Origin of the sequence: Parabacteroides sp. AM17-47 (genome assembly GCF_003434625.1) — a bacterium.
Lineage (GTDB): Bacteria > Bacteroidota > Bacteroidia > Bacteroidales > Tannerellaceae > Parabacteroides > Parabacteroides distasonis.
Map to the genome: position 1 here is coordinate 57,564 of NZ_QTLI01000016.1, position 25,246 is coordinate 82,809.

At 43.4% G+C, this 25,246-nt stretch carries 23 protein-coding genes; 17 read left to right on the forward strand and 6 right to left on the reverse strand.

What is annotated here, in order from left to right; all coding sequences use genetic code 11:
* Nucleotides 1-9: 9 nt before the first annotated feature.
* The 8 genes from DW205_RS13880 to DW205_RS13915 are packed head-to-tail and all read left to right on the forward strand — an operon-like array spanning nucleotide 10 to nucleotide 8,406.
* Nucleotides 10-900: a DUF4422 domain-containing protein gene (locus DW205_RS13880; protein WP_005866000.1), complete on the forward strand. Its 891-nt coding sequence runs from the start codon at nucleotides 10-12 to the stop codon at nucleotides 898-900.
* 21 nt (nucleotides 901-921) lie between these two features.
* Nucleotides 922-2,142 (forward strand): oligosaccharide repeat unit polymerase, encoded by a 1,221-nt coding sequence (wzy, locus tag DW205_RS13885; protein ID WP_005866002.1) that lies wholly within the window; start codon nucleotides 922-924, stop codon nucleotides 2,140-2,142.
* Nucleotides 2,114-3,262 carry a hypothetical protein gene (locus tag DW205_RS13890; RefSeq protein ID WP_005866004.1) on the forward strand — a complete coding sequence of 383 codons (1,149 nt, stop codon included), beginning with the start codon at nucleotides 2,114-2,116 and terminating at the stop codon, nucleotides 3,260-3,262. Before wzy ends, DW205_RS13890 begins: the two co-directional genes overlap by 29 nt.
* Nucleotides 3,259-4,338 carry a glycosyltransferase family 1 protein gene (locus tag DW205_RS13895; RefSeq protein WP_005866006.1) on the forward strand — a complete coding sequence of 360 codons (1,080 nt, stop codon included), beginning with the start codon at nucleotides 3,259-3,261 and terminating at the stop codon, nucleotides 4,336-4,338. The genes DW205_RS13890 and DW205_RS13895 overlap by 4 nt, the downstream gene beginning before the upstream one ends.
* Complete coding sequence (locus DW205_RS13900) at nucleotides 4,335-5,450, forward strand: glycosyltransferase (protein WP_005866007.1); 1,116 nt, start codon at nucleotides 4,335-4,337, stop codon at nucleotides 5,448-5,450. Before DW205_RS13895 ends, DW205_RS13900 begins: the two co-directional genes overlap by 4 nt.
* The gene (locus DW205_RS13905) at nucleotides 5,447-6,487 is read left to right on the forward strand and encodes a dehydrogenase (RefSeq protein ID WP_005866009.1); all 1,041 of its coding nucleotides are present in this window, start codon (nucleotides 5,447-5,449) and stop codon (nucleotides 6,485-6,487) included. Before DW205_RS13900 ends, DW205_RS13905 begins: the two co-directional genes overlap by 4 nt.
* Nucleotides 6,484-7,077, forward strand: a complete 594-nt coding sequence (locus DW205_RS13910) for an SIS domain-containing protein (protein ID WP_005866011.1) — start codon at nucleotides 6,484-6,486, stop codon at nucleotides 7,075-7,077. The genes DW205_RS13905 and DW205_RS13910 overlap by 4 nt, the downstream gene beginning before the upstream one ends.
* Nucleotides 7,078-7,083: 6 nt before the next feature.
* The gene (locus DW205_RS13915; RefSeq protein ID WP_005866013.1) at nucleotides 7,084-8,406 is read left to right on the forward strand and encodes an HAD-IIIA family hydrolase; all 1,323 of its coding nucleotides are present in this window, start codon (nucleotides 7,084-7,086) and stop codon (nucleotides 8,404-8,406) included.
* A 417-nt stretch (nucleotides 8,407-8,823) separates the two neighbouring features.
* Here DW205_RS13915 and DW205_RS13925 read toward each other — a convergent pair whose 3' ends face one another.
* A complete protein-coding gene (locus DW205_RS13925; protein ID WP_005866016.1) occupies nucleotides 8,824-9,954 on the reverse strand; it encodes a type II toxin-antitoxin system HipA family toxin in 1,131 nt (376 codons plus the stop codon).
* A complete protein-coding gene (locus DW205_RS13930; RefSeq protein ID WP_005866018.1) occupies nucleotides 9,954-10,289 on the reverse strand; it encodes a helix-turn-helix domain-containing protein in 336 nt (111 codons plus the stop codon). Before DW205_RS13930 ends, DW205_RS13925 begins: the two co-directional genes overlap by 1 nt.
* A gap of 221 nt (nucleotides 10,290-10,510) precedes the next feature.
* Between DW205_RS13930 and rplU the strand changes: the two genes are divergently transcribed.
* The 5 genes from rplU (at nucleotide 10,511) to gcvT (ending at nucleotide 15,119) form a co-directional block, all read left to right on the forward strand.
* On the forward strand, nucleotides 10,511-10,828 hold the full coding sequence (gene rplU / locus DW205_RS13935) for a 50S ribosomal protein L21 (protein WP_005861907.1): 318 nt from the start codon (nucleotides 10,511-10,513) through the stop codon (nucleotides 10,826-10,828).
* Nucleotides 10,829-10,850: 22 nt separating this feature from the next.
* Nucleotides 10,851-11,117, forward strand: a complete 267-nt coding sequence (gene rpmA, locus DW205_RS13940) for a 50S ribosomal protein L27 (RefSeq protein ID WP_005861909.1) — start codon at nucleotides 10,851-10,853, stop codon at nucleotides 11,115-11,117.
* A gap of 156 nt (nucleotides 11,118-11,273) precedes the next feature.
* Nucleotides 11,274-12,680, forward strand: coding sequence for an amidophosphoribosyltransferase (locus tag DW205_RS13945; RefSeq protein ID WP_005866021.1), 1,407 nt, complete (start codon nucleotides 11,274-11,276; stop codon nucleotides 12,678-12,680).
* Between the two features lie 119 nt (nucleotides 12,681-12,799).
* Nucleotides 12,800-14,020 (forward strand): peptidase T, encoded by a 1,221-nt coding sequence (pepT, locus tag DW205_RS13950; protein ID WP_005866023.1) that lies wholly within the window; start codon nucleotides 12,800-12,802, stop codon nucleotides 14,018-14,020.
* 13 nt (nucleotides 14,021-14,033) lie between these two features.
* Nucleotides 14,034-15,119 (forward strand): glycine cleavage system aminomethyltransferase GcvT, encoded by a 1,086-nt coding sequence (gene gcvT / locus DW205_RS13955; protein ID WP_005866025.1) that lies wholly within the window; start codon nucleotides 14,034-14,036, stop codon nucleotides 15,117-15,119.
* Nucleotides 15,120-15,202: 83 nt separating this feature from the next.
* Here the strand turns inward: gcvT and DW205_RS13960 are convergent, their stop codons facing one another.
* On the reverse strand, nucleotides 15,203-15,790 hold the full coding sequence (locus DW205_RS13960) for a DUF4251 domain-containing protein (protein WP_005861917.1): 588 nt from the start codon (nucleotides 15,788-15,790) through the stop codon (nucleotides 15,203-15,205).
* A 166-nt stretch (nucleotides 15,791-15,956) separates the two neighbouring features.
* Between DW205_RS13960 and DW205_RS13965 the strand changes: the two genes are divergently transcribed.
* The 4 genes from DW205_RS13965 (at nucleotide 15,957) to DW205_RS13980 (ending at nucleotide 22,580) form a co-directional block, all read left to right on the forward strand.
* Nucleotides 15,957-16,970, forward strand: a complete 1,014-nt coding sequence (locus tag DW205_RS13965) for a Gfo/Idh/MocA family protein (RefSeq protein ID WP_005861919.1) — start codon at nucleotides 15,957-15,959, stop codon at nucleotides 16,968-16,970.
* Nucleotides 16,971-17,124: 154 nt separating this feature from the next.
* Nucleotides 17,125-18,312, forward strand: coding sequence for a hypothetical protein (locus DW205_RS13970; RefSeq protein ID WP_005866027.1), 1,188 nt, complete (start codon nucleotides 17,125-17,127; stop codon nucleotides 18,310-18,312).
* 85 nt (nucleotides 18,313-18,397) lie between these two features.
* On the forward strand, nucleotides 18,398-18,967 hold the full coding sequence (locus tag DW205_RS13975; RefSeq protein WP_005866029.1) for a hypothetical protein: 570 nt from the start codon (nucleotides 18,398-18,400) through the stop codon (nucleotides 18,965-18,967).
* Nucleotides 18,951-22,580 carry an ATP-binding protein gene (locus DW205_RS13980; protein WP_005866032.1) on the forward strand — a complete coding sequence of 1,210 codons (3,630 nt, stop codon included), beginning with the start codon at nucleotides 18,951-18,953 and terminating at the stop codon, nucleotides 22,578-22,580. The genes DW205_RS13975 and DW205_RS13980 overlap by 17 nt, the downstream gene beginning before the upstream one ends.
* A gap of 145 nt (nucleotides 22,581-22,725) precedes the next feature.
* Here the strand turns inward: DW205_RS13980 and DW205_RS13985 are convergent, their stop codons facing one another.
* From DW205_RS13985 to DW205_RS13995, 3 genes are read right to left on the reverse strand one after another with little or no spacing between them, the layout of a single operon-like run.
* Nucleotides 22,726-24,648: an NAD(+) synthase gene (locus DW205_RS13985; protein ID WP_005866034.1), complete on the reverse strand. Its 1,923-nt coding sequence runs from the start codon at nucleotides 24,646-24,648 to the stop codon at nucleotides 22,726-22,728.
* A gap of 12 nt (nucleotides 24,649-24,660) precedes the next feature.
* On the reverse strand, nucleotides 24,661-24,984 hold the full coding sequence (locus DW205_RS13990; RefSeq protein ID WP_005866036.1) for a type II toxin-antitoxin system RelE/ParE family toxin: 324 nt from the start codon (nucleotides 24,982-24,984) through the stop codon (nucleotides 24,661-24,663).
* Nucleotides 24,963-25,160 (reverse strand): hypothetical protein, encoded by a 198-nt coding sequence (locus DW205_RS13995; RefSeq protein WP_227154411.1) that lies wholly within the window; start codon nucleotides 25,158-25,160, stop codon nucleotides 24,963-24,965. Before DW205_RS13995 ends, DW205_RS13990 begins: the two co-directional genes overlap by 22 nt.
* Nucleotides 25,161-25,246: the final 86 nt, after the last annotated feature.

Genomic DNA, 25,246 nt, shown 5'->3' on the forward strand with positions numbered 1-25,246 from the left:
AAAACAATCATGGACAATAAAATGCACCCTCGGATCAAGATACTTGTGGCATGCCACAAGGCCGATCCTAACATCCGCCACGACGACATCTACATGCCCATTCAAGTGGGCAAGGCATTGCACCCCGAACTTGACCTCGGATTCCAGTGTGACAACACTGGCGACAACATCTCTGAGAAAAACGGTTCCTACTGCGAACTCACCGCCCTCTACTGGGCATGGAAAAACCTCAAGGATGTCGACTATATCGGTCTCTGCCATTACCGTCGTTACTTCGACTTCTCCAAAAATAATTCTGCATTGAAACCGATTAAATCAGATGAATTTCATTTATTAAAAAATAATGTTTTTGCTCCTATTATAAATAGAAATGAAGTGTTTCTTCCCAGTTTTACATACTTACCCCATTCTGTAGGAATGGACTTTCAGAAGACTGTGTTAACAGAAGATATGTATATACTCTATAAAATATTAGAAAAATACTACCCAGAATATCTTTCTGTATTTTCAAATTATATGACAGGAAACCATCGAACAGGATTCAATATGTTTTTAATGTCATTTGCTCTATTTAGAGATTATGCAACGTGGTTATTTGATATATTGGGTAAAGTTGAGGATCGAATAAAATTATCAGAATATATCTCGTATAAACGTGTCTTTGGGTATATGGGTGAATTTTTATTGCCCATATACTGTATCAAAAATCTGTTGAAAATAAAAGAACATCAGGTAATGTTTGTTACTGATGAAAAGATTAGATATAGAGGCAATGGTATAACCCAGATGCGGAATTTTTTGAATCAAATTGCGTTTAATATAGGGCGTTTAGGACAGAATAATGAACTGCATGATTCTTATTGGGAAATGTATCTGAAAGCTGATGGTATAAAAATTTAATGCATTAAACTAATATGAATTATGAGTAATCCATATCTAAAACCTGTTAAATTAGTTATTTTTACATATATTGCTTTTTCAGTTATTAGTTTCTTATATTCTTTGATTACCGGAAATTATAATGGGGATTTTCTCGATTGTGAAGTGAATCTAAATTGGATAGGTCTTCTTGTTGCTCTTATAATATGCATAATTCCTAATATAATCTTGTATGATCTATATAAATATTTTGCAAAAATAAGATACAGAAAATATGTTTCTTTAAGAATGGATATATTAGAGCCTATGGTAATTGTAATATTCATACTCCATATATTGCTTGGCTTCTTGTTTGGCGTAGGCAGAGCCGGTGGTGACGAATACAATGTTCCGCCTATTGTCAAACCGATAATTCAAGTAATGATACGAGTAAGTCCATCTTTGTGGGGTACAATACTTTTAATGATAATTCAAAAAAGGCAATATAAAAAAGTTATCATAATTTGCTTCCTTTTTTGTGTGCTGGGTGTGGCACGTGCGGCATTTGGCTTTATCGCTTCAATTGCAGTTGTTCTTTTTGTCAAATATTATCAGGAAATTGTTCGTTGGATAAAACGACATAGATTATCAGTGATCGTTAGTTTGATGACAATGCCTGCATTTGTTAGAATAGGATATGAGATGCGGTCAGCTTTACGTGGGGATGGATATGAAACGCCTAAAAATGCATCAACTCTAATTTGTGGAAAATTAATCGGAAGATTAAGTAGTTTTTCAAATACGGCAGTGCTAATAGAGAAGGCTCCATTGTATCTTGTCACAGCAAAAGAAGTTGATAACTGTTTTTTTTTTAAGGGATTAGGTAGTGCGATAAGTCGAAAGTTCGCATTAGAGAATCGGCCAGAAAAAATATTGATGTTGGACGAAAATGTACCTGAAAATGCATCATTTATCTTGGGATCAGGTGGAATTCTTGTTTTTTCGTTTTATAATTCACCTAATTTAATGATAATTAATGCATTTGCTATTGTATTTGTGTGTTTAATTGTATTTAGATTATGCTCTATGTTTAAAAATCCATTGGGTTCGACAATTGCTGTTATAATGTTGCTAGGCCCTATTTTGAGTGGAGTTGCAGGTGAATATTCTTTAATTTGTATATGTATTTGTATTGCAATATTTTTAATAGCGTTGATAAATAATTTGATTCATCTAATAAAGAGTAATAGGAAATATGGCAATAAAGAAAGTGATATATGTTAACACATATGCTTATAAGGGGCAACATGAAGTTATTAATGCCGCATTACTATCGGCTATATGTGAAATATTTGAAGAAATAAAAGTATATACTGGAAAATTATCTTGGCGAATACTCTTAAATTATATCCAACGAAAAGATTTGATCGTTAGATATATTGGTGTCGTTTCAGGTAAATCTAAGATTGCTAATGTTTTGCGATACTTTGTGAGTGCTATGTATAATCTCTTAATATTATTCATTTCTCCTAGGTGTTGTGTAATAATATATGTATTTAATAATTTGTTTTCATTGCATATTATAAATTGGTTAAATAAGCTTCTAAAAAGGAATGTTCTGATTGTATGTCATGGGGAAATGGAGTTGTTGATTTCTTCAGAAGGGGGTATGCAAGCTAAAATTATGAGAAACCTATGTAGGAACTTCTTTAAAAAAAATAATTATTCTGCAGATATCAATTTTTGTGTGTTAGGTGATTGTATCATTGATAATTTGAAAGATATTCTAACTAAACAACAGCTAAAACATTTTAAATCAATCGATCATCCTTTTTTTTCTGAATATAGGGAGTTTTTAATTAATAATTCACTTGGAGTCTTGAAAATTGGAACTGTTGGAGAACTTAATACTTATAAGGGAGCAAATGACTATTTGGAGCTCATCAAGAAATTATCTGGTGATATTAAAAATAAATTTTCATTATATGCCATAGGAGCTGTAAAAGATAATTACGAAGAATTATTAGAAAATGGCGTAATAATACCAGGGGGTAAATATGGCTTGGATAGAATCTCGTTTGACAGTTATGTGAAAGAATTGGACTATATTTTGTATTTTTATGGAATTGAAAAATATAAACTGATTGCGAGCGGAGCAATATTTGATGCTATCAGACATCAAAAGCCAATAATTGCATTAAAGAATACATACTTTGAATATTTATCAAATAAGTATGGTGATATTGGCTTCTTATGTGATAATATTGAACAAATGGCAACTATTATTGAGAATCTTTCAACTACAATATCCATGAAATTTAATTTTTCCAACTACTACGTTAATTTGAATCAAGCGTCATTCATAAAGCATTTTAGAAAACTTATATTTGATAGCTATATATGATATATATTAATGGTAGATTCCTTATCAATAATCCAACGGGAATTGAGAATTTTGCTTATGGTATGTGTAAAGCGATGTTGGAAAAAGGAATAAAATTTATTATTCTTACACCGAAATCGGCAATTAGAAGCTATGATGTTATTGGTTTTGATATGATTAAGATTGGATTGTTTACTGGTCCGCTTTGGGAACAGATAGATTTATCTTTCTTTATGATTGGAAAATCTCGTGATATTTTGATTAGTTTTTCAGGGGCAGGGTCACTGATAATTAAGAATCAAATTATTACTATCCATGACGTTGCTGTATTCCAACATCCAGAATGGTTTTCAAAAACATATAGTATTTTGTATAAAACTATTACGCCTATTATTGCACGAAAGTCGAAAGCAATTTTGACCGTAAGTGAGTTTTCGAAGAGAGAGATTACTAATTTATTTGGAATCAATTCTGACAAAGTGATTGTTACATACTCTAGTCCTAAAAATTATTCGAAATGTGATTTAATCCATGAACAACAGAATAATACGAATATTATTTCATCACCATATATCTTAGCAGTATCGTCGATTGATCCACGCAAGAATTTTATATCTCTAATTGAGGCGTTTACTCGTTCAAATGTACACTGCAATTTGGTAATTATTGGAAAAAAGCACAAGTCTTTTAAACAATTTGAGATAGAGGCTGAATCTGATAAGATAAAATTTTTGGGGTATATTCCTGATGCTGAACTAATAAGCTATTACAGGAACGCAATAGCCTTTGTTTCTGTTTCCTTATATGAAGGATTTGGTCTACCGCCAATAGAAGCTATGTCCTTAGGGTGTCCTGTTATTGTCTCTGATTTGAATGTATGTCATGAAGTTTGTAAGGATGCTGCATTGTATGTTAATCAAAATGACATAGACTCTATCGCTTCGGGTCTAAACAAAATCTCATCAGATTCGTCATTGCGAAAATTACTGAAATCAAAAGGATATGTAATATCTGCTCAATATACATTTAGTAATTCATTACAAAGATTAGTTTCTGGATTATCGCAAATTAAATCTTGTTCAAATATATTCCAATGAGAATACTACATTTAGGTAAATATTATTCACCTGTAAAAGGTGGAATTGAGTCTACTAGTAAATATATCGTAGACTATCTTTCGGATTATGAGCATTGTGTTTTATGTTTTAATGATAAATTTGAGTCGAAGCAAGATATTGTAGATGGCACTTCAGTTTTGCGCACATCAACAATAGCGGTCATAAAAAGTCAGCCAATTTCATTGTCTTATATGACGTTGCTGAAAAAAAAAATTGATGAATTCCAACCAGAGATAATACATTTTCATTATCCAAATCCGTTGGTCGCATTATACATTCTAATAGTGGTACCTAAAAACATTAAACTTGTCGTACATTGGCACTCTGATGTCGTTGCACAGAAAAGTATTCATAAATTAGTAAAGCCAATTGAATTAAAACTGGTAAAAAGAGCTGACGCTATAATAACAACGAGTCCATTATATGGCCCTGCATCTGATATTTTAAGGCTGTATCAAAAAAAGATATTTGTTATAGCTTCTGCCATTGAAAAGAAGAATTTCACATATGATGATGCTACTGAGCGAAAAGTAAAAAAACTCAAGGCAATTTATCCCTATAAAATTGTTTTTTTCATTGGAAGGCATGTTGAATATAAGGGCATTCGCTATCTATTTGATTCTGTACCTCATATTAAAACACCTTGCCATATTCTAATTGCAGGAGACGGACCGCTAACAGAAGATTTAAAGAAAAAGTACAATTATGAAAATATTGTATGGCTGGGCCGAATTGCAGATGAAGATGTAAAATCATATCTGTATGCATCGGATATATTTGCATTCCCTTCTGTTTCTCGTAATGAAGCATTTGGTTTAGTTTTGGCTGAAGCTATGTATTGTCAGTTGCCGGCTATCACATTCACAATCGACGGCAGTGGGGTTAATTGGGTGTCACTAAATAGTGAAACGGGAATAGAAGTATCAAACTCAAATGCTTTAGAATTTGGTAATGCCATTGAAAAATTATTGTCAAATGATGCTTTACGTGATCAATATGGCCGGAATGCAAAAAGACGGGTTGAGGAAAATTTCTTAATGGAAATTGTAGGTCCACAATATAATCAATTATATAAAAGTTTAAAATCATGATAATAAGAAGTAAGGCCCCTCTTCGGCTTGGTTTAGCTGGAGGGGGCAGCGACGTGTCTCCTTACAGTGATATTTATGGGGGATTAGTGCTTAATGCAACCATCAACCTTTATACTTATTGCACAATAGAGGAGATTGCTGAAGATGAAATTGTAATAAATTCATATGATGCAAGCTGTTTTAAAAACTACCATCTCTCTGAAAGTTTAGAGATTGATGGTGAGGCTTTTCTTATAAAGGGGGTATATAACCGTATTATAAGGGATTATCATTCGCAATTAAAAGGTTTTAGAATCACTACATATAACGATGCTCCTATTGGCTCCGGTCTCGGAACGTCCTCCTCGATGGTCGTGTGTATCCTTAAAGCCTTTATCGAATGGCTATCCCTTCCATTGGGAGATTACGAAACGTCCCGGCTTGCATACGAGATTGAACGCAAGGATTTAGGTCTATCCGGTGGTAAACAAGATCAGTATGCGGCTGCGTTTGGTGGTTTCAACTATATGGAATTTCTTAAGGAAGATTTAGTTATTGTTAATCCGCTAAAGATCAAACGTTGGATTGTCGATGAGCTTGAGGCATCAATTGTACTCTATTTTACAGGGGCATCCAGAAGCAGTGCCAAAATTATCAATGAGCAGAAAGAGAACACATCTAAGGGCAATAGCGAGGCTATAGAAGCCATGCATCAGATTAAGCAATCGGCAGTGGATATGAAGCTCGCATTGCTTAAAGGTGATATGCACGCTTTTGCCGAAATTCTTGGCAAGGGGTGGGTAAACAAAAAGAAAATGGCAAATGCCATTTCCAATCCCATGATTCAAGAAGCATTTGATGTGGCGATTCCTGCCGGAGCTATGTCAGGTAAAGTAAGCGGAGCCGGAGGTGGAGGATTTATCATGTTTATGGTCGAACCAACAAAGAAGAAAGATGTAATCAGCGCTTTAAGTGGGCTTTCAGGATTTGTAATGCCGTTCCAGTTTACAGATGGAGGGGCGCATGGTTGGAAAATTTATGAGTCAGATAGAGTATGAATGCAAAGGATATAATCAGAGAACAGATTTCAGCCAGTGCTGAAATTAAACAGCAATTGCTGTCGGACAATAGAGTTTGTGACGTGATTGCTAAAGCGGCACAGATATGTGTGGAAGCATATCGAAATGGCAAAAAGACCTTGTTCGCTGGCAACGGTGGAAGTGCCGCTGATGCACAGCATCTTGCGGGTGAGTTTGTCAGCAAGTTTTATTTCGACCGTCCAGGGCTTCCCTCAATAGCCCTTACAACCGATACCTCGATACTCACCGCTATCGGTAATGATTATGGCTATGATCGTCTGTTTGCCCGACAGGTTCAAGCGCAAGGTAACGAGGGGGATGTTTTCATTGGAATATCCACATCAGGAAATTCCAAGAATCTCGTTGAGGCATTACCAGAATGTCACCGTAAGGGGATTTATACTATAGCACTTACTGGTTCAAAGCCATGCAAAATGGATGATTTCGACTTGGTAATTAAAGTGCCCAGTGACTCACCCCCCCGTATTCAGGAATGTCAGACTTTGATTGGCCATATAATCTGCTGTATTGTGGAACAGGAAATATTCGGTGAACAATCCTTGAAATAGCTTACTATGAAAGTTGTGATTATGGCAGGTGGAAAGGGAACAAGAATCTCCTCATTGTTCCATGATATTCCTAAACCTATGATTAAGATTGATGACCGTCCCGTACTTGAGCATGAAATTGAGTGCCTTAGACGGCAGGGATTCGATGATATAATTATAACTGTCTCTCACCTTGGGCATGTTATAATGGATTATTTTGGAGACGGATCCAGAATATCCCCGGCAACGGGGAAACCATTTGGCGTAAAAATCGAATATTTCAATGAAGAAGTGCCATTAGGTAATGCCGGAGCACTTTATAAATTAAGGGATAAGTTGACCGATGATTTTCTGCTGCTCAATGCCGATGCCATATTTGACATAGATTTTAACCGTTTTGTCAACTTTCACAAAGAGTCTGGTGGTTTAGTCACTCTGTTTACGCACCCCAACAGTCATCCATACGACAGTGGTCTTATTATTGCAGACGATAGCCATAAGGTTTTGGCATGGCTTACAAAAGAAGATGAAAGGCCGAAATACTACAATAATCGTGTTAATGCCGGACTCCATGTTATAAATCCAAAGATTCTTGAGAATTGTAAATTTGATGTCGAATCCATAGGTAAGGTTGGTACCGATGGGAAGATATGCAAGGTGGACCTGGACCGCGATTTGTTAAAACCACTTGCCGGAGCTAGTAAAATGTTTTGCTACGACAGCCCTGAATATGTCAAGGATATGGGAACTCCTGACCGATTTGAGACTGTGAGAAAAGATTTTCTTTCGGGAGTGGTAAAAGCCAGAAACCTGTCAAATCCTCAAAAGACGATATTTCTTGACAGAGACGGAACCATCAACAAATATGTAGGTTTTCTCAGAAACATCGAAGACTTCGAACTGCTCCCTGGTATCGCAGAAGCAATCCGTAAAATTAATGAGTCCGGTTATCTTGCAATTGTGGTTACAAACCAGCCAGTGATTGCAAGGGGCGAAGTTTCAGTTGAGCAATTGGCTGAAATTCATAGAAAGATGGCAACTGAGCTTGGTAAATTAGGAGCCTATGTTGATGCAATATATTATTGTCCCCATCATCCAGACAAAGGTTTTGAAGGTGAAATCCCCGAACTAAAAATCAATTGTAATTGCCGCAAACCCAAGCCTGGAATGATTTTGGATGCAGAAAAAAATTATAATATAGATTTATCTGCCTCATATATGATAGGCGATAGTGACATTGATGTTGAATTAGGTCATAATGCAAGATTAAAAGGTTCATATAAAATTCAAACGAATAATCCTGACCAAATGAATAAGATTGTGGATTCTATTTTTGAAAGCATAAAGTAATACTTTCCACCCGATGGTGATCTTCTTTGGGTATTTCTTGATGGTAGGGAAGGGGAACAAACTGAAGTCGATGGTCTATGTGGGCAACATCGTGGCGTTTGTGAAGTTTTAATAGAGAATGTGACGGAAGGGGTAAGTACTCAATTGCTTCTTTGTCCTATCTAAATTAAATCTCGACCTTCGTTCCCGATCAATAAAAAAAGATATGGCAACAGGTATAAATTTTAAGGACCTATAGGGTCGTTATCAACGTGAGGGAGTTCCGCATCAGCTCTCAATCGTCTGTTTCTGTCAGATGAACAGTGTAGTGTATGGATATTTCGGGTCTGAGAAGTCTGATAGCTGTTCTATGGTAGTGAATGCGGTGTTGAAAAACAAGGGTAGTGGAGGTAAATGAGTACTTACCTGTCATCGAAATTACTCCCAGTCTTTGTTCCGCAACAAATCTCCGCAACCAGCTCTAACCTCTTCAATGATTCGCATGCAGTGCGGTTTATTCATCTTGCTTTTAGCGCCGATGGTTATCATGTCTTGAATGGTGGGATGTCCGGTACCATTGACCGAAGTCGCATGTTCGCCATTATAACCTTCTGTGCATAAGGTGAGATCGTAGGCGGGAGCAAGATGCCATTGCCATGTGTCGGTATCACTTTTCTGTATTGTAAAACTGAAATTCTTGCAATGATCATCTTTGTTGTCCGTGAAATAGTTGAAAACCATACGACGAAACATTTCTTCCACTTCTAAAGGATTCTGCGTTAGATAGCCAGTTAGGGCCAGTAAGTTGCTATAATCGAGAATTGGGTTGGATAGTGGAATGTTAAGTAGCCCTCCGGCTGTGACTGTATGCAAACGTTCTCCTTCTTGCGAGATGTCGAAGCGGCGTGTCGTGAAATATTTACCGTTGGTCAGTTTGAAGTCCGGAACGTGGATGCCACATTGTCGTGCTAACTCATTGTAATGAAATTCTATCAATCCCATGTTTTGAGGGTCGTATGTATGGCGGAACTTCACCATCCAATGCCCTTCATTGTTGGAGAACAATGCCTTGGGTCTGCATCCGCCGCTATTTCGGCTGTTGAAAAGAAGAAGTTCTACGTCATCGTCGTTTTTCTCATGCAACACTTCCAAGGCTTTTTCTTGCAGCAGATCGAAATCAAGGGCCTCATGCAAAATGCCTATGGTGGTTTCCGGTTCGTATATGAGTGCTCCCATACCCCCATTTCCCACTAGGCTTAGACGGTCGAGCGCTGACAATTGGGTATCGTTGATGCCTTCTTTGAGCAAGGTCTTATGCAAGAGGTAGCGACCATAGCCGTCGGGCAGACTGTCTTCGAAAACGCCGAAATTTCCATAAAAAGGTGAGGGCTTTGCGATGAACAATCCCGGTTTCAGCGGCAGTTCCAATGGGGATATACTGAAACCGTTGGAAAGCCATGCTTTATCGTATTCAAAGGCACACTGTTTGTTGTCGGGAGTGAGCGAAAGCGTCCCGACTATCTGTTCGTGATACTTTACGATAAGTCTTTCTATTTTTTTGATTCTCATTACTTATGTACTTTTTTCTTGTTGGTATTCTTGCGGATTTGTAGTAGCTCCTCCATGGTGGAGTATTTTGGTTCGGAAAAAAGGTTCTTTATCTCCGAAGTGTAACCTAATGCCATTGCTATGCCGATAAGGTTCTTGAGTGAGATAAGGCCTTTCTGTTCAAATCGCACGATATTGCTGACTGCTACACCTGCCTTCTCCGACACTTGTTCGCGTGTCAGATTCTTCTCTATACGTCGCTTGCGGAAGTCGTTGGCTATTTCTTTAGCGATCTCATCCGGGTTGTCTAGTGTATAGCTGTCAAGAACTGATAACATATTGTTTGTTTCTTGCATCTTTATTTGGATAATAGTAATATATTATTAGTTGCAAAGGTAGTAAAAAGCTCTGTATTCTCATCGTCTTATGCGTGGCTTTTTAAAAGTTCAAGAAGATGTTTGTGGAATTAAATAAAAAACTCTATCTTTGCACTCGATTTTCCGCAGAGGGTAAATAAGTGGAGCCGGAGACGGAGCCCACCCCCGGGACCTAACCTGTTTAAAAGATTTTAAGACAGATGTACGTAATCGTAGAAATTAACGGACAACAGTTCAAGGCTGAGCAAGGCAAGAAATTGTTCGTTCATCACATTCAGAACGCAGAAAGCGGTGCTGTTGTGGAGTTTGACAAGGTGTTGTTAGTAGATAACAACGGTGAGGTAACAGTGGGTGTTCCTACTGTAGAGGGCGCAAAGGTAGTATGTGAGGTATTATCTCCGCTGGTAAAAGGTGACAAGGTGCTGGTATTCCACAAGAAGAGAAGAAAAGGTTACCGTAAATTGAACGGTCACCGTCAGCAGTTCACTGAGGTGAGTATTAAAGAAGTTATTGCTTAACGTTTAAAGGAGAAGAAAAGAAATGGCACATAAGAAAGGTGTGGGTAGTTCTAAGAACGGCCGTGAATCACAAAGTAAAAGATTAGGTGTTAAGCTTTTTGGTGGTGAGGTTGCTAAAGCTGGTAACATCATCGTTCGTCAAAGAGGTACGGTTCATCATCCGGGTGAGAACGTAGGTATCGGTAAGGATCATACGTTGTATGCGTTGGTAGATGGCGTTGTTACTTTCCGTAGAGGAAAAGAAAACAGATCATTCGTTTCTGTAAAAGAAGTTGTTGCTGAGGCTTAAGTTTCTGCGACCAAAGAATAAGGAAAAGGATATCCCGAAAAGGGGTATCCTTTTTTTATTGCCGATGATAATAAACGTTATGAAGTAAATTTTGGAACATATATAAATAAACTTGTAACTTTGTGGTCTCAAACATAAATACAAACATAAAAAACAATGGGTGGTTTTTTCGGAACTATTTCTAATGGAGACTGTATTACGGATTTATTCTATGGTACGGACTACAATTCTCATCTAGGAACCCGCAGAGGCGGTATGGCTACGTACGATAAGGAAGAAGGATTTACGCGTTCGATCCACAATCTGGAGAATTCTTATTTCCGCACCAAGTTTGAACCGGGGCTTCCTAAATTCAAAGGAAATGCCGGGGTCGGTATTATCAGCGATACGGATGCGCAGCCAATCGTTATCAACTCTCACTTAGGAAAATTTGCGATCGTGACGGTGGCGAAGATCAATAACTTGGACGAATTGGAGAATGAGTTATTGGAGGCGAATATGCATTTTTCGGAATTGAGTTCAGGAAAAACGAATCAGACGGAGTTAGTCGCTTTGCTGATTACACAAGGCAAGGACTTCGTGGAGGGCATTGAGAATGTTTACAATAAGATAAAGGGCTCTTGCTCCATGTTGCTCCTGACGGAGGATGGTATTATCGCTGCCCGTGACAAATGGGGGCGTACGCCGATCGTAATCGGAAGGAAAGACGGGGCTTATGCGGCGACCAGCGAGTCCAGCAGTCTTCCGAACTTGGATTATGAGATCGAGAAATTTATAGGCCCGGGCGAGATCGTCCGTTTGCGTGCCGATGGTATGGAGCAGATGCGTAAACCGAATGAAGGGATGCAGATCTGCTCTTTCCTTTGGGTATATTATGGATTCCCTGTTTCTTGCTATGAGGGAAAGAACGTGGAGGATGTCCGGTTTATGAGTGGCTATAAGATGGGGCAGAAGGATGACTCGGAGGTGGATTGCGCTTGTGGTATACCGGACTCCGGTGTGGGTATGGCTTTGGGGTATGCGGAAGGTAAGGGGGTGCCTTATCATCGGGCTATCGCTAAGTATACACCGACGTGGCCTCGTAGTTTTACCCCGGCTAACCAAGAGATGCGTTCCTTGGTGGCTAAGATGAAATTGATACCGAACCGTGCGATGCTGGAAGGCAGACGCATCCTTTTCTGCGACGACTCGATCGTGCGTGGTACACAGCTTCGTGATAACGTGAAGATCTTATATGATTATGGGGCGAAAGAGGTACATATGCGTATCGCTTGCCCTCCATTGATTTATAGTTGCCCGTTTATCGGTTTTACTTCTTCCAAGAGTCCTTTGGAGTTGATAACTCGTCAGATTATCAAGGAACTGGAAGGGGATGAGAATAAGAATCTGGATAAATATGCTACGACAGACTCTCCGGAATATAAGAAGATGGTCGGAATTATCGCCGAGCGTTTCGGGTTGAGTTCCTTGAAGTTTAATACGCTGGAAACCTTGGTGGAGGCGATCGGCTTGCCTAAGTGTAAGGTTTGTACGCATTGCTTTGATGGTTCAAGCTGTTTTTGATGACATTTTTTGAGATAATATGGAATAGCGAAACAATTTGTTTCGCTATTTTTTTGTTATGTAACCTGCTTTACCTACTTTTATGCCTGCAATGTTTTAATGGCTAAAAAGAGTGAGTTATGACAGTTTTAGATAGATTTTTAAAGTACGTTACGTTCGATACCCAGTCGAACGAGGAGACGGGTACGACTCCTAGTACGCAGGGACAACGTGTCTTTGCCGAGGCTTTGGTGAAGGAATTGGAAGCGATCGGTATGGAGGAGATCTCCTTGGATGAGAATAGTTATGTAATGGCTACTCTGCCGGCTAATACGGACGAGAAAATCCCGACTATCGGTTTTATCGCTCATTTGGATACGAGTCCGGATATGTCGGGTAAGAATGTCCAGCCTCGTATCGTGACTTATCTGGGTGGTGATATTGTCTTGGATGCGGAAGAAAATGTTGTACTATCTCAATCGATGTTCCCAGAGCTTTCAGATTATAAGGGACAGGATATTATCGTAACGAATGGTAAGACTTTATTAGGTGCCGATGATAAGGGAGGTGTAGCCGCTATCGTCGCCTCTATGCAATATTTGAAGGATCATCCGGAGATCAAGCACGGTAAGATCCGTATCGCTTTTACCCCGGATGAGGAAATCGGACAAGGTGCCGATCATTTCGACGTGGAGAAGTTCGGTTGTGATTGGGGATATACGATTGACGGTGGACAAATCGGTGAGTTGGAATATGAGAATTTCAATGCCGCCGGCGCTAAAATTATCTTCAAGGGCTTGAACGTACATCCGGGATACGCCAAGGATAAGATGCAAAACGCTTCCTTGCGTGCGATCGAGTTTGCTTCTTGGTTGCCGGCCGAGCAACGTCCGGAGCATACGACTGGTTATGAGGGATTCTTCCATTTGACCGGTATGACCGGTTCAGTCGAGGAAGCTACTCTATCTTACATCATCCGTGACCATGACCGGAAGTTGTTCGAGGAGAAGAAAGAATTGCTTCGTATGTTGGTTGATAAGATGAATGAAGCGCATCCGGGATGTGCGCATTTAGAGCTTCGGGATCAATATTACAATATGCGCGAGGTTGTGGAGCCCCAGAAACATATCGTTGATTTGGCGTTTGAGGCGATGACCTCCGTTGGGGTAGAACCGATCGTGAAACCGATCCGGGGAGGTACGGATGGTGCCCGCCTGTCGTTTATGGGATTGCCTTGCCCGAATATTTTCGCGGGAGGCCTGAATTTCCACGGACGTTATGAGTTCTTGCCCGTTCGTTCGTTGGAGAAGAGTATGGAAACAGTTATAAAAATCATAGAGCTATCGGCTCGTAAATCTTAAATGCAATAATTACATGAAAACAACTCCGTTTACCGACGTGCATATCGCCTTGGGCGCGAAGATGCACGAATTCGCAGGTTTCAATATGCCTATCGAATATTCCGGAATTATCGACGAACACATGACTGTAGTGAATGGTGTAGGTGTGTTCGATGTTTCCCACATGGGCGAGTTTTGGGTAAAAGGCCCGAACGCCTTGGCTTTCATTCAAAGCGTAACTTCTAATGACGCTTCTGTCTTGCCGCTTGGTAAGGCTCAATATACTTGCTTCCCGAACGACAAGGGAGGTATCGTGGATGACCTTTTGGTATATCATTACGAGCCGGAGAAATATTTGCTGGTCGTAAACGCCGGTAATATCGACAAGGATTGGGAATGGTGCGTAAGCCATAATACGGTAGGTGCCGAGTTGGAGAATTCTTCCGACCGTACGGCTCAATTGGCTATCCAAGGCCCGAAGGCACAAGAGGTTCTTCAACGTCTTACTCCGGTTGACTTATCTTCTATTCCTTACTATTCATTCATAACGGGTGAGTTCGCCGGTTGCAAGAACGTGATTATCTCCAATACGGGTTATACCGGTGCGGGTGGCTTCGAGTTGTATTTCTATCCGAGTGATGGGATGACGATTTGGAACGCTATCTTCGAGGCTGGAAAGCCGGAAGGGATCAAGCCGATCGGTTTGGGAGCACGTGATACACTTCGTCTTGAGATGGGCTTCTGTCTGTATGGAAATGATTTGGATGATACGACTTCTCCGATCGAGGCTGGTTTAGGCTGGATCACGAAGTTCGCCGAGGGTAAGAACTTTACGAATCGTGCGGAATTGGAGCGTCAGAAGAAAGAGGGCGTAACCCGTAAGTTGTGTGCTTTCGAGTTGCAGGAAAAGGGAATTCCCCGTCATGGCTATGAGATCGCCGATGCGGAAGGGAATGTAATTGGCGTGGTTACTTCCGGTACGATGTCTCCGGTATTGAAGAAGGGGATCGGTATGGGATACGTGAAACCTGAGTTTGCGAAAGCTGGTACGGATATCTTTATCAAGGTGCGTAATAAGAACTTGAAGGCTCAAGTGGTAAAGGCTCCTTTCCGTAAATAAGAGATAAGGCTATCTATAAATAGTTCGAAGGCGATGTTCCTCACGGAGCACCGCCTTCTTTATTATAGAAAAGTTGGACATGATTAATATGTTGTTCCCTGGAAAATGTTCGATTGTGAGTACGGAAGTAGGGTACCGGTCATTCTCAAGTTTCTACCGGAGAAGTTCGGGTCTACGGTAACGGTTGCGTTGTTTGTTCCGTTGGTAAGCATCAAGCTAACGGTAGCGGAGATAAACACACCCTGTACGTTCATGTTCAGATAAACATTGCCCTTGTCATCCTGCTTGGTCTGGATATTGGAGGCGCTACCTTGTACGGTGATACCACCTAATCCGTTAGGACCGGGATACGGAGAGTTGGATGCGATCTGGACCATAGCCTGTCCGTCATTCAAAGATACGAAGTTCGTATTTGAATTTACGTAGAATACCTGTCCGTTCATCGGTTGTATGTTGTTAGCCTCCAATACGAATGATTGGTTGTTGATAGCTTGTACAGCGGCGTTAAACTCTTCTTGGCCTTCTACGGCATCTTGTGCCAGACGCTCTTGTTTCTTGATTTCTCTCTCTACTTTTTTGGCTTCCTTTGTTATCGATTTTTGAGCCATAACTTGTGTCATTCCGCACATAGCGACAGCGAGAACGACGATAAAAGATACAATTCTTTTCATACTTGATTTAGTTTTAAAACGGTTTTAAATTGTATAGATTAAACAGCGTCGTTGCGAAAAAGTTCCTGTGACTTATCCTTTTTATAGATACAATAACATTTCCACGGAGTATTTATGTTAAACAGAAATCGTACATTTGTAAATAAAGAACATAATACGATAGAATATGGATAAAGTACGTTTTGGTGTAGTCGGAACCAATTTCATAAGTGATTGGGTAATTGCCGGAGCCCGGCAGGATGAGCGTTTTGAACTGGTAGCTGTATATTCGAGAACTCAGGAGACGGCAGATGCTTTCGCCTCGAAACATAATATACCGTATACGTTTACCTCCTTGGAGGAGATGGCGAAAAGCCCGTTGATCGACGCCGTGTATATTGCCTCCCCGAACTTCCTTCATGCCTCCCAGAGTATTCTTTGCATGAGCTATGGCAAGCATGTTCTTTGCGAGAAACCCTTTGCTTCCAACGCGAAAGAAGTACGTGCGATGATCGAGGCTTCCCGTACATATAATGTCACGTTGATGGAGGCGATGAAGCCTACGCTTACGCCGAACTTTCTTGCCGTGCGAGAGAATCTTGGGCGTGTAGGTACGGTTCGTCGTTATTTCGCCTGCTATTGCCAGTATTCCTCCCGTTATGATAAGTTCAAGGAAGGAATCGTGTTGAACGCTTTCAAGCCGGAGTTGTCTAATGGGGCCATGATGGATATCGGTATTTATACGGTCTATCCGATGGTTGTCTTGTTTGGTCGCCCAAAGAAGATAGATGCCTCGGGCATAGTCCTGTCCTCAGGAGCGGACGGGCAAGGGGCCGTGAATTTCTTGTATGAGGGGATGAACGCCACGGTGCTTTATTCTAAGATCGCCAACTCCGCCTTGCCTACCGAGATACAAGGGGAGGAGGGGAACTTGACCTTGGACCGGATCAATATCATCCGTAAAGTGACGTATTCTCCCCGTTTAGCTCCGGCGATGGGAAAAGGCCCGGAACCGGTTCCGGAAGACCTAAGCGTGGTCGCCGATAAGGATGAGTACTATTATGAGGTAGCGGAATTTATCAACCTCGTCTTGTCTGGCAAGCGGGAGTCAGAAATCAATAGCCTTGATAATTCTTTGATTACATTGGAGATTATCGATGAAGTACGCCGGCAGTTGGGAATTGTCTATCCGGCGGATTGATAACTCTTCGTGATTTTCCTCTTTTTCCATCGGGGTGAAAAACTTTTTCCACCGTGATGAAAAAGCTTTTTCACTACGATGGAAATCCTTTTTCATCACGGAGAAAAAAGGGTTACTTGTATTTTTATTACCTTTGTGTCCTTAATTGTTTAGGATGTACATATATAATTCAATACCCCATATAACGAACACGCTAAATCTGGGAAAGGACCTATTGGAGGTCTTATTTGAGAAAAGAAAATCATTACCGTTTCGCTATGATTATGCGTTGGATATTATCGATGAGAATAAATTGAATATCTTGATCGAGCGTGAGGTGATCCGCAGGAACGGCCCTTATATCGAGATGGATGAGCATTATCTCTCTTTCTATGAGCTGCTTCTGGAGGCGAATGAGGAGATTTCTACCTCGGTGATCGATGAGAATATCCAGTTGGTGTATCAATTGATCGATTATTATGGCAAGGAGGATAACGATTTGCGTAAGCTGGGTTATCTGCGATCGGTCAAGGCGCATTTGCGGAAGATCGGGAAGATCTTGGTACGTAACGTGGTGTCCTTGCAACGGGTGATCGATAATACGTTCAAGAACGAGCCGAGCTATAAGGTGAAGATCGCCAAACTGGAGAATCTGGACGCTAAACGAATCGAGATCAACCGCCTGATCGTGGAAGTGGAGAAGCTGCTGGATCGGGAACGGACTCCCTTTTTCGCCCAAGTCCCGGACGAGGAGCTGTTGACGATCGCCCGTGAGTTGAAGACGGAGTTATTGAGCGCTGGCCATAGCTTGATCCATTCCCAACAGGATATCATTGATTACTTGAACCAGATCCGTACGCAGGTGGGTTTTACCCGTAAGCTGCGTCGTATCAAATATCTGCGGGAGCAGTTTGAGTTACAGGAGAACACGAATGTACGGGAGGTGGTAGATGCGGAGCGTTCCGTGGTATTGGAGGGCGTGCAGCCTACCTTATTCAAGATTTCCATTCCTTATTTGCAAACGGACGAGGCGCTGGATGTCATCTTGAAGGTGGCCGACGGCATACGGCCGGACAAGGTGATCCACCGGCAGGAGCTAGGCGTGATCTCCGCCGAGCAGATGGGGAATCAAGAAGTGGGGGAGGCCGCTATCAATACCCGGAAGATGATGGATGTTTTTAGCCGGACCGGAGGGGATTTGTTCTCTTTCGTGATGGGCTACGAGTATAACCGGGAGATGGATTTCGAGGCGAAGGTTACGTTATTTTGCCGTTTACTCTCCCTCTATGAAAATGAGTTGGAGATAACAGACCGTTTTGGGCATACGGAGCATATAGAATATGCCATTATTCAAAGAACCTAGTTGTAGAGACGGGGCGTGTCCCCTGTGATGAGACGGGGCACGCCCCGTCTCTACAACTGGATAAAATAAAACAACAATAATAAGGATGATAGATAATTTACCGGTACAGACCGCACAGATCTATGATTACCTGTCGAAAGGTAATTTTCTGTGCTCGAATACAAGTGTAAAGGAGTTGAGGACACTCTTCTCGGTCGTAGAAGATAATTTTGAGCGTTTACGTGATTATTTCTCGCATATCAATTTCGTGTTGGAGCAGGGGAATAATTACTTTTACTTCTCCCGCAAGGAGCCCCGGGCTACCTTGGAGCAAAAGCTCCAGCGTTTCTTCGCTTGGATCGATATCATGGACTTCTTCTGTACGTACGATACGGCCTTCGGGCCCGGTTTCACCTTCTCGCCGGCGGAGATATTGGTACGTTCCCGTATCGACATGGATCTAGAGATGAAGCTGGACGGGTTGAAAAAACATACCGGAGGCAAGGAGAAACGCAAGGATATCCTCGATACCATCTTGGACAGGATGACGAAAGAGGGCTTTATCGAGTGCGTAAGCGATATGAACGGGACGTGGAAAGTGCTCTCCTCGTGGGATTACCTCACGAAGATGATCCATAGTATTAACATAAAGAACGAAGATGAGATATCTCAATAAAATAGTATTTATAAACAGCGCCGCTATCCGTTACTCGGAAGTACAGCTGGATGGAAATATACATTTAATCGGAACGCAGGGAGTGGGGAAGAGTACGATCCTCCGTGCGATCCTTTTCTTTTACAACGCCGATACGCAGCGGCTCGGAATCCCGGTCGAGAAGAAGTCGTATCAGGATTATTATTTCCCTTATGCCGATTCCTCGATCATCTACGAGGTTGCGAGGGAGGATGGTTGGTTTACGGTACTTAGCTATAAGACGATGAACCGTATCTGCTACCGTTTTATCGCCTCTCCGTACCGGCCGGATCTTTTTATCGACGAGGAGGGAGCGCCTTATCCGTCGGATCGTATCCGCTCGGTGCTCGATAAGAACGGTATCAAGTATAGCGGGGCGATCTCCACGTATGAGGAATACCGGAATATCCTCTACGGAAACTCGGATAATAAACGGGATTACTCCTGTTATTCCTTGATGGAGAGCGGCTCGTATCAGAATATCATCCGTACGATCCAGAACGTCTTGCTGAACTCACGCTTGGAGGCGGATTATATCAAGCAGACGATCATCACCTCTTTGAACGAGGCGGATAGCGTGATCGACTTGAGCCGTTACCGGAGCCATCTATCCGGTTTTGAGGCGCAACTGAATGATATCGGTGTTTTCCGTGAGCCGGGCATGGTGCGGAAGGCCGCCGGGATCTCCACCTTGTCGGACGATATCCGTAAGCGGGATTTACGGATCAACGATCTGTGCCGCCAATTGCGCGGGGCTTATCTGGAAACGGAGCGTATCTTGCCGGAGTTGTCCCGGAAGATACACGAGCAGGAGGCGGTCAAATCGGATTTCTATAAGCAAAGGGATAAGCTAGACGCTGAATCGAAGAACCGGACAGCCACGATGGAAGGCGAGTTGGCCGTGCTGAAAAACGCCTTGTCGGAGGCGGAAGCGAAACGGGTTTTCTATGCCGGGAAAGATATCCAGACGGCGATGGATCGTTGTAACAAATTGGAGATCTTGCAGCAGGAACAGGAATCCTTAGTCGTGGAGAAAGATTTGCTTTCTTCCAAGAATAAAGAAGCCTCGGTCTTGCACGCCAATTTGATCGCTAATCTGAAGAACGAGTTGGCCGGCTTCGAGAACGAGAAACAGAAACAATTACTGGCAGCAGAGACCGAGATCAATGCTCGTCGGGAGGCTCGCCGGGAGTATTATCGACGGCTACGGGAGGAATCGCGCCATGCCGCCTCGGAGGAGAAAGAGCGTTTGTTGGTGGATCGGGAGAAACGTACGACGGAGGTCGCCGCCTTGAAGATGCGTATCAAGACTGCCCGGGGGCAGTCGGGAACCTCGGAGGAATTGGAGGCGGTCAAAGGGCGTCTCGGTAATTACGATGCGAACCGGAAGGACTTGGAGCTGAAGATCCGTGAACTGAAGTACGAGTTGAACTACCAGACGAAAGAGTTCGAGACCGCCGAGAAGCATCTGGATGAGGATTATCAAAAGCTAGCGGAATCCAACGAGATGAAGATCGAGGCCCTGAGCGCTAAGCTAGTGGAACTGACGGAGTTCTTGGATAACCAGAAAGATAGCTTCTTCAACTGGCTGTCCGAGCATAAACCCGGCTGGGAGCAGACGATCGGGCAAGTGTGTGACGAGCGCCTGCTTTACGGGAAAGAGTTTACGGCGGAGGTAGGCGAGGGAGATACCTTTTATGGAATCCGCTTCACCTCCGGGATTCACCGGAATGTCAAGACTAAGGAGGATTACTTGACGGAGAAGAAGGTGGCCGAGGAAAAACGTGCCGGAATCCAGCGGTTTATCGCTACGGCGCGGCAGGATTTGGAGGCGGCTAAGGAGAATCTTCGCAAGCAATATCAATCCTCGGTGAAGCCCATCAAGGAGGATATCTATCATGCGGAATATGAGTTGGAGCAACTGGCGGTCCGCAAGAAGGAAGACGAGTCTCGTCTGTCGGCCTTGCGGGATCAGGCGACCCGTCTGAGGCAGGAGGAGATCCGGCGCTTGGAGGAGGAGTTGAACGCTGCCGAGGCCGTCCTTTCCTCGATCCAGCAGGAGATCGCCACGCTTCAAGGCAAGATGGACCGGGAACTCGCTTCCTTGGATGAGCAAGAGAAAGACGAGCTGGCTGCTTTGGATAAGGAACTCTCCGTCGCAAGGGAAGCTATCTCGGAGGAGATCGCACGCAAGAAAGCGGAGCTGGAAGAGCGCAAATCCGGATATGACAGGGAGCAATTGGATAGCCTGACCGCTAGCGGTGGCGATCCGAAACGTTTGGAGGAGATCCATTCCCGCTTGGCGTATATCGGTGGGGAGATTAAATATATCAACGAGACCAAGGCATTGATTATCGAGTATCTGAAAGATAAACGAGAGATGCTGGATAAGGTACCCGACTGGACGACGGAGAGCCTACGTTTGCAGCAGATCATCCACGGGGAACGGGAGGAATTGAAAAAGCGTCTGGCGGACGTGAACCGGAGTATCTTCAAGGTAGATGCCGAGTTGAAGGAGCTGAAGGAGTCCAACCGGAAAGCGTTGGAGAACCGGGAGGAATATCACCGCTCTACCCTGTTGGACTGGTTTACCTCTAGGGAATCCATCTTCTCTTCCATGAACCGTACCGATACGGATGGCGATTGCCGTTCCTTGGTACGGGAGATCACGATCCGCGTCAGCGAGCAATCCCAGAAGCTTTCCGAGCTGCGCAAGGAGATAACCGCCTACACCGGCAATTTCTCCGAGGATAATGTGTTCGCCTTCAAGACGAGCTTCTCGGATGATAAAGAGTATATGGATTTCGCTTGCGACTTGAAGGAGTTTATCGACGAGGATAAGGTCTCGGAATACCAGTCGCGTATCAATACCCGCAACTCGGATATCTTCCGGCAGATCACGTCGGACACGAAAAGCATGGTCTCGCAGGAGGGTAATATCCGTGGCGTGGTGGATCAGATAAACGCCGACTTCAAGGAGAAGAACTTCGTGGGTATCATCCAGTGTATCGAGATGCGTATTGATCCGAGCCAGAACAAGATCGTCAATCTGTTGAAGGAGATCAAGCGATTCAACGAGGAATATAGCTGGGATTTGGGGCAGAACCTGTTCGCTTCCTCGACCGACGATACGACTACCCGGGAGAAGGCGACGACGTTGTTGCGTGAGTTGATCAAGTCGATGGACGCTTATTCCGGCAACCTGATCCGCTTGGCGGACTTCTTCGACCTTAAATTCCGGGTGATCGAGAACCGGAATGATACGGGCTTCGTGGAGCGCCTTACGAACGTAGGCTCCGAGGGTACGGATATTCTGGTCAAATCCATGGTGAATATCATGTTGCTGAACGTGTTCAAGCGGAACGCCTCCACGGTATTCTCCGATTTCAGGCTCCATTGCATGATGGATGAGATCGGGAAGCTGCACCCGAATAACGTGGCGGGGATCTTGAAATTTGCCAACGACCGGGATATTCTCTTGATCAATGGTTCGCCGACCGAGCAGGATGCCCTGTCCTATAAGCACATCTATAAACTGGAGAAGGATACGGATAGCTTCACCCGGATTCGCAGGGTGATTACGCAGTTCGATTAGTTACGATCTATGTTAGGGCCTCGGTTGATACGGGTGAGAGACGAGGCTCTCTCATAGGTCATAGATTAGGCTCTCTTATGGGGGTAGGTGTCTCGTCTATGGCCCATAAGAGAGCCTCGTCTATGACTATACCATTGAAAAAATGTTAAAGCCCTGCGATCTCATCCAGCCAAAGCGTAGCCATCGCGTCGCTCGGCATTCGCCAGTCTCCACGAGGGGAGAGGCTGATGGAACCTACTTTCGGGCCGTCCGGCAGACAACTGCGCTTGAACTGTTGCTGGAAGAAGCGGCGGAAGAAGGTATGGAGCCATTTCTTGAGGGTGGAATCGTCGTAGGTTTCCCCGAATGCCCGCTTCGCCAAGAAATAAATCTTCGCGGGTGAGGCTCCGAAGCGTAAGAAGTGATAGAGGAAGAAATCGTGCAACTCGTACGGGCCTACCAAATCCTCTGTCTTCTGCTTGATATTCCCATGCTCGTCGGCGGGAATCAATTCCGGGCTGATCGGAGTGTCTACTATATCTAATAACGTGGCGCGGGAAGCCTCGTCTACCTTGTTATTGGCCACCCATTCCACCAGATATTTAACCAATGTCTTGGGAATGCTACCGTTGACGCCGTACATAGACATATGGTCGCCATTGTAAGTAGCCCAGCCCAAGGCAAGCTCCGAGAGGTCTCCCGTACCGATCACGAGGCCGTTCGCTTGGTTCGCCACGTCCATAAGAAGTTGGGTACGCTCGCGGGCTTGGCTGTTCTCGTAGGTCACGTCATGTACATGGATGTCGTGATTGATATCCTTGAAGTGTTGGATGCAAGCCTCCTTGATGGAGATCTCCCGGAGGGTCACGCCAAGGGAGCGTATCAAGTCACAGGCATTGGTATAGGTACGATCCGTCGTTCCGAAGCCGGGCATGGTGATGCCGATGATCTTATCCCGTGGGATCTTCAAGGCATCGAAGGTCATGACGGTGACCAGTAGGGCCAAGGTGGAATCCAGTCCCCCGGAGATGCCTACGACGGCGGTCTGGGCGTGGGCATGGAGGACACGCTTGGCGAGTCCCGCTACCTGTATATGGAATATTTCCTCGCAACGTTCTTTCAAGGCATCGCCGGAAGGGGTAAATGGATGCGGGTCGATTGCCCGGGTCAAATCCAGTGTCCGGTTGGGAAGGCTGAATGAGACTACGGTGCCGTTATCCATGTTATGGTTGAGATAACCCTGCATGAAACTGGTGTTGATCCGTCGGTCGTTCTGTAAGTTCTGGATATCGATCTCGCTGATAACGAGTTGCTCCTCCATGGAGAAACGCTCGGATTCCCTTAACAACGTGCCGTTCTCCGCTATGATACCGTTTCCCGCGAATACGAGGTCGGTACTGGATTCCCCGAAACCGGCGGAAGCGTAGACGTATCCGGCGATACAACGTGCGGATTGCTGGCAGATCAAGGATCGTAAGTAAGCATGCTTACCGATCAACTCGTTGCTGGCGGATAGATTGAATATCAAGTTCGCCCCCTGCATGGCTAGCTCGGAGCTGGGAGGGATGGGAACCCAAAGATCCTCGCAGATCTCGATACCCACGCGTACCTCATCATACTCGAAGATCAGGTAGCAATCCAGCGGCACTTCCCGGTTACCGATCGTGATCATGGATTGCTGTAGGTGTGAAGAGGCCGTGAACCAACGCTCTTCTTGGAACTCCTTGTAGCTGGGCAGGTAACTTTTGGGCACTACCCCCAATATCTCGCTCCGTTGGAAAGCGACGGCGGCGTTTATCAGTTGGCTTCCGCTGACAAGCGGGCAACCTACGATCGTTAGTAAATCCAGATCGGCGGTGTTGTTCACTAAATCCAGCAAGGCTTTCTCGGCGTTTCTGAGTAAGGTCTCTTGCGAGAACAAATCCATGCAAGTATAAGACGTAACCGATAATTCGGGGAAGGCGATGATCTGGACCTCTTTTTGGGACGCTTGGCGCATCAATCCCTCAATCTGTTGAATATTATAAAAGCAGTCAGCCACTTTAACCTGTGGTACGGCTGCCGCTACTTTGACGAATCCGTAATTCATATTTGTTATTGTTTATCTGATAGATGTTCTTAATTTATCGGGGTTTTGACGACAGTCCCACCACAATACGATACGTATGGAACGTTTTCCTTCTTGGGTATATATAAGTTTATGATGTCCCTCGATCAAGGAGCGATATTCCTTGTCTCTATCGGCGAAAGTCTCTTCTATAGTACCAATAAGAGGATTGTTCTTTATCCGGATACAATTCTTCTCTAACTTATCGATAAAGTTGAGAGCAGCTTGTTTCCCAAAGTGCTTTAAACAGTAGGCTATGGCTAAATCAGCTTGTCTTTTCGCACGGGGTGCCCAGATTACTTTAGCTTGTTTCTCCATGTCTCAAAGAATTGGTGCATATCATCCTCATTGATGCCTTTACCTTCTTCTAGCTCTTGTTCGGCTATATCTATTTCCCTATTGGCTTCTTTCAAACTGAATGAAATGGGAGATGCTGCATTCGCCTTGGACATAATTCGTTTCATATATTTCTCGATCTTTAGGACCGTTTCCATATCGTCTATTTTATTGAGATACCTCTCGATAAAGCTTTCTCTCCATTGTTGTAACTCTATTGTCGTCATATCAATTTCCCTCCTAT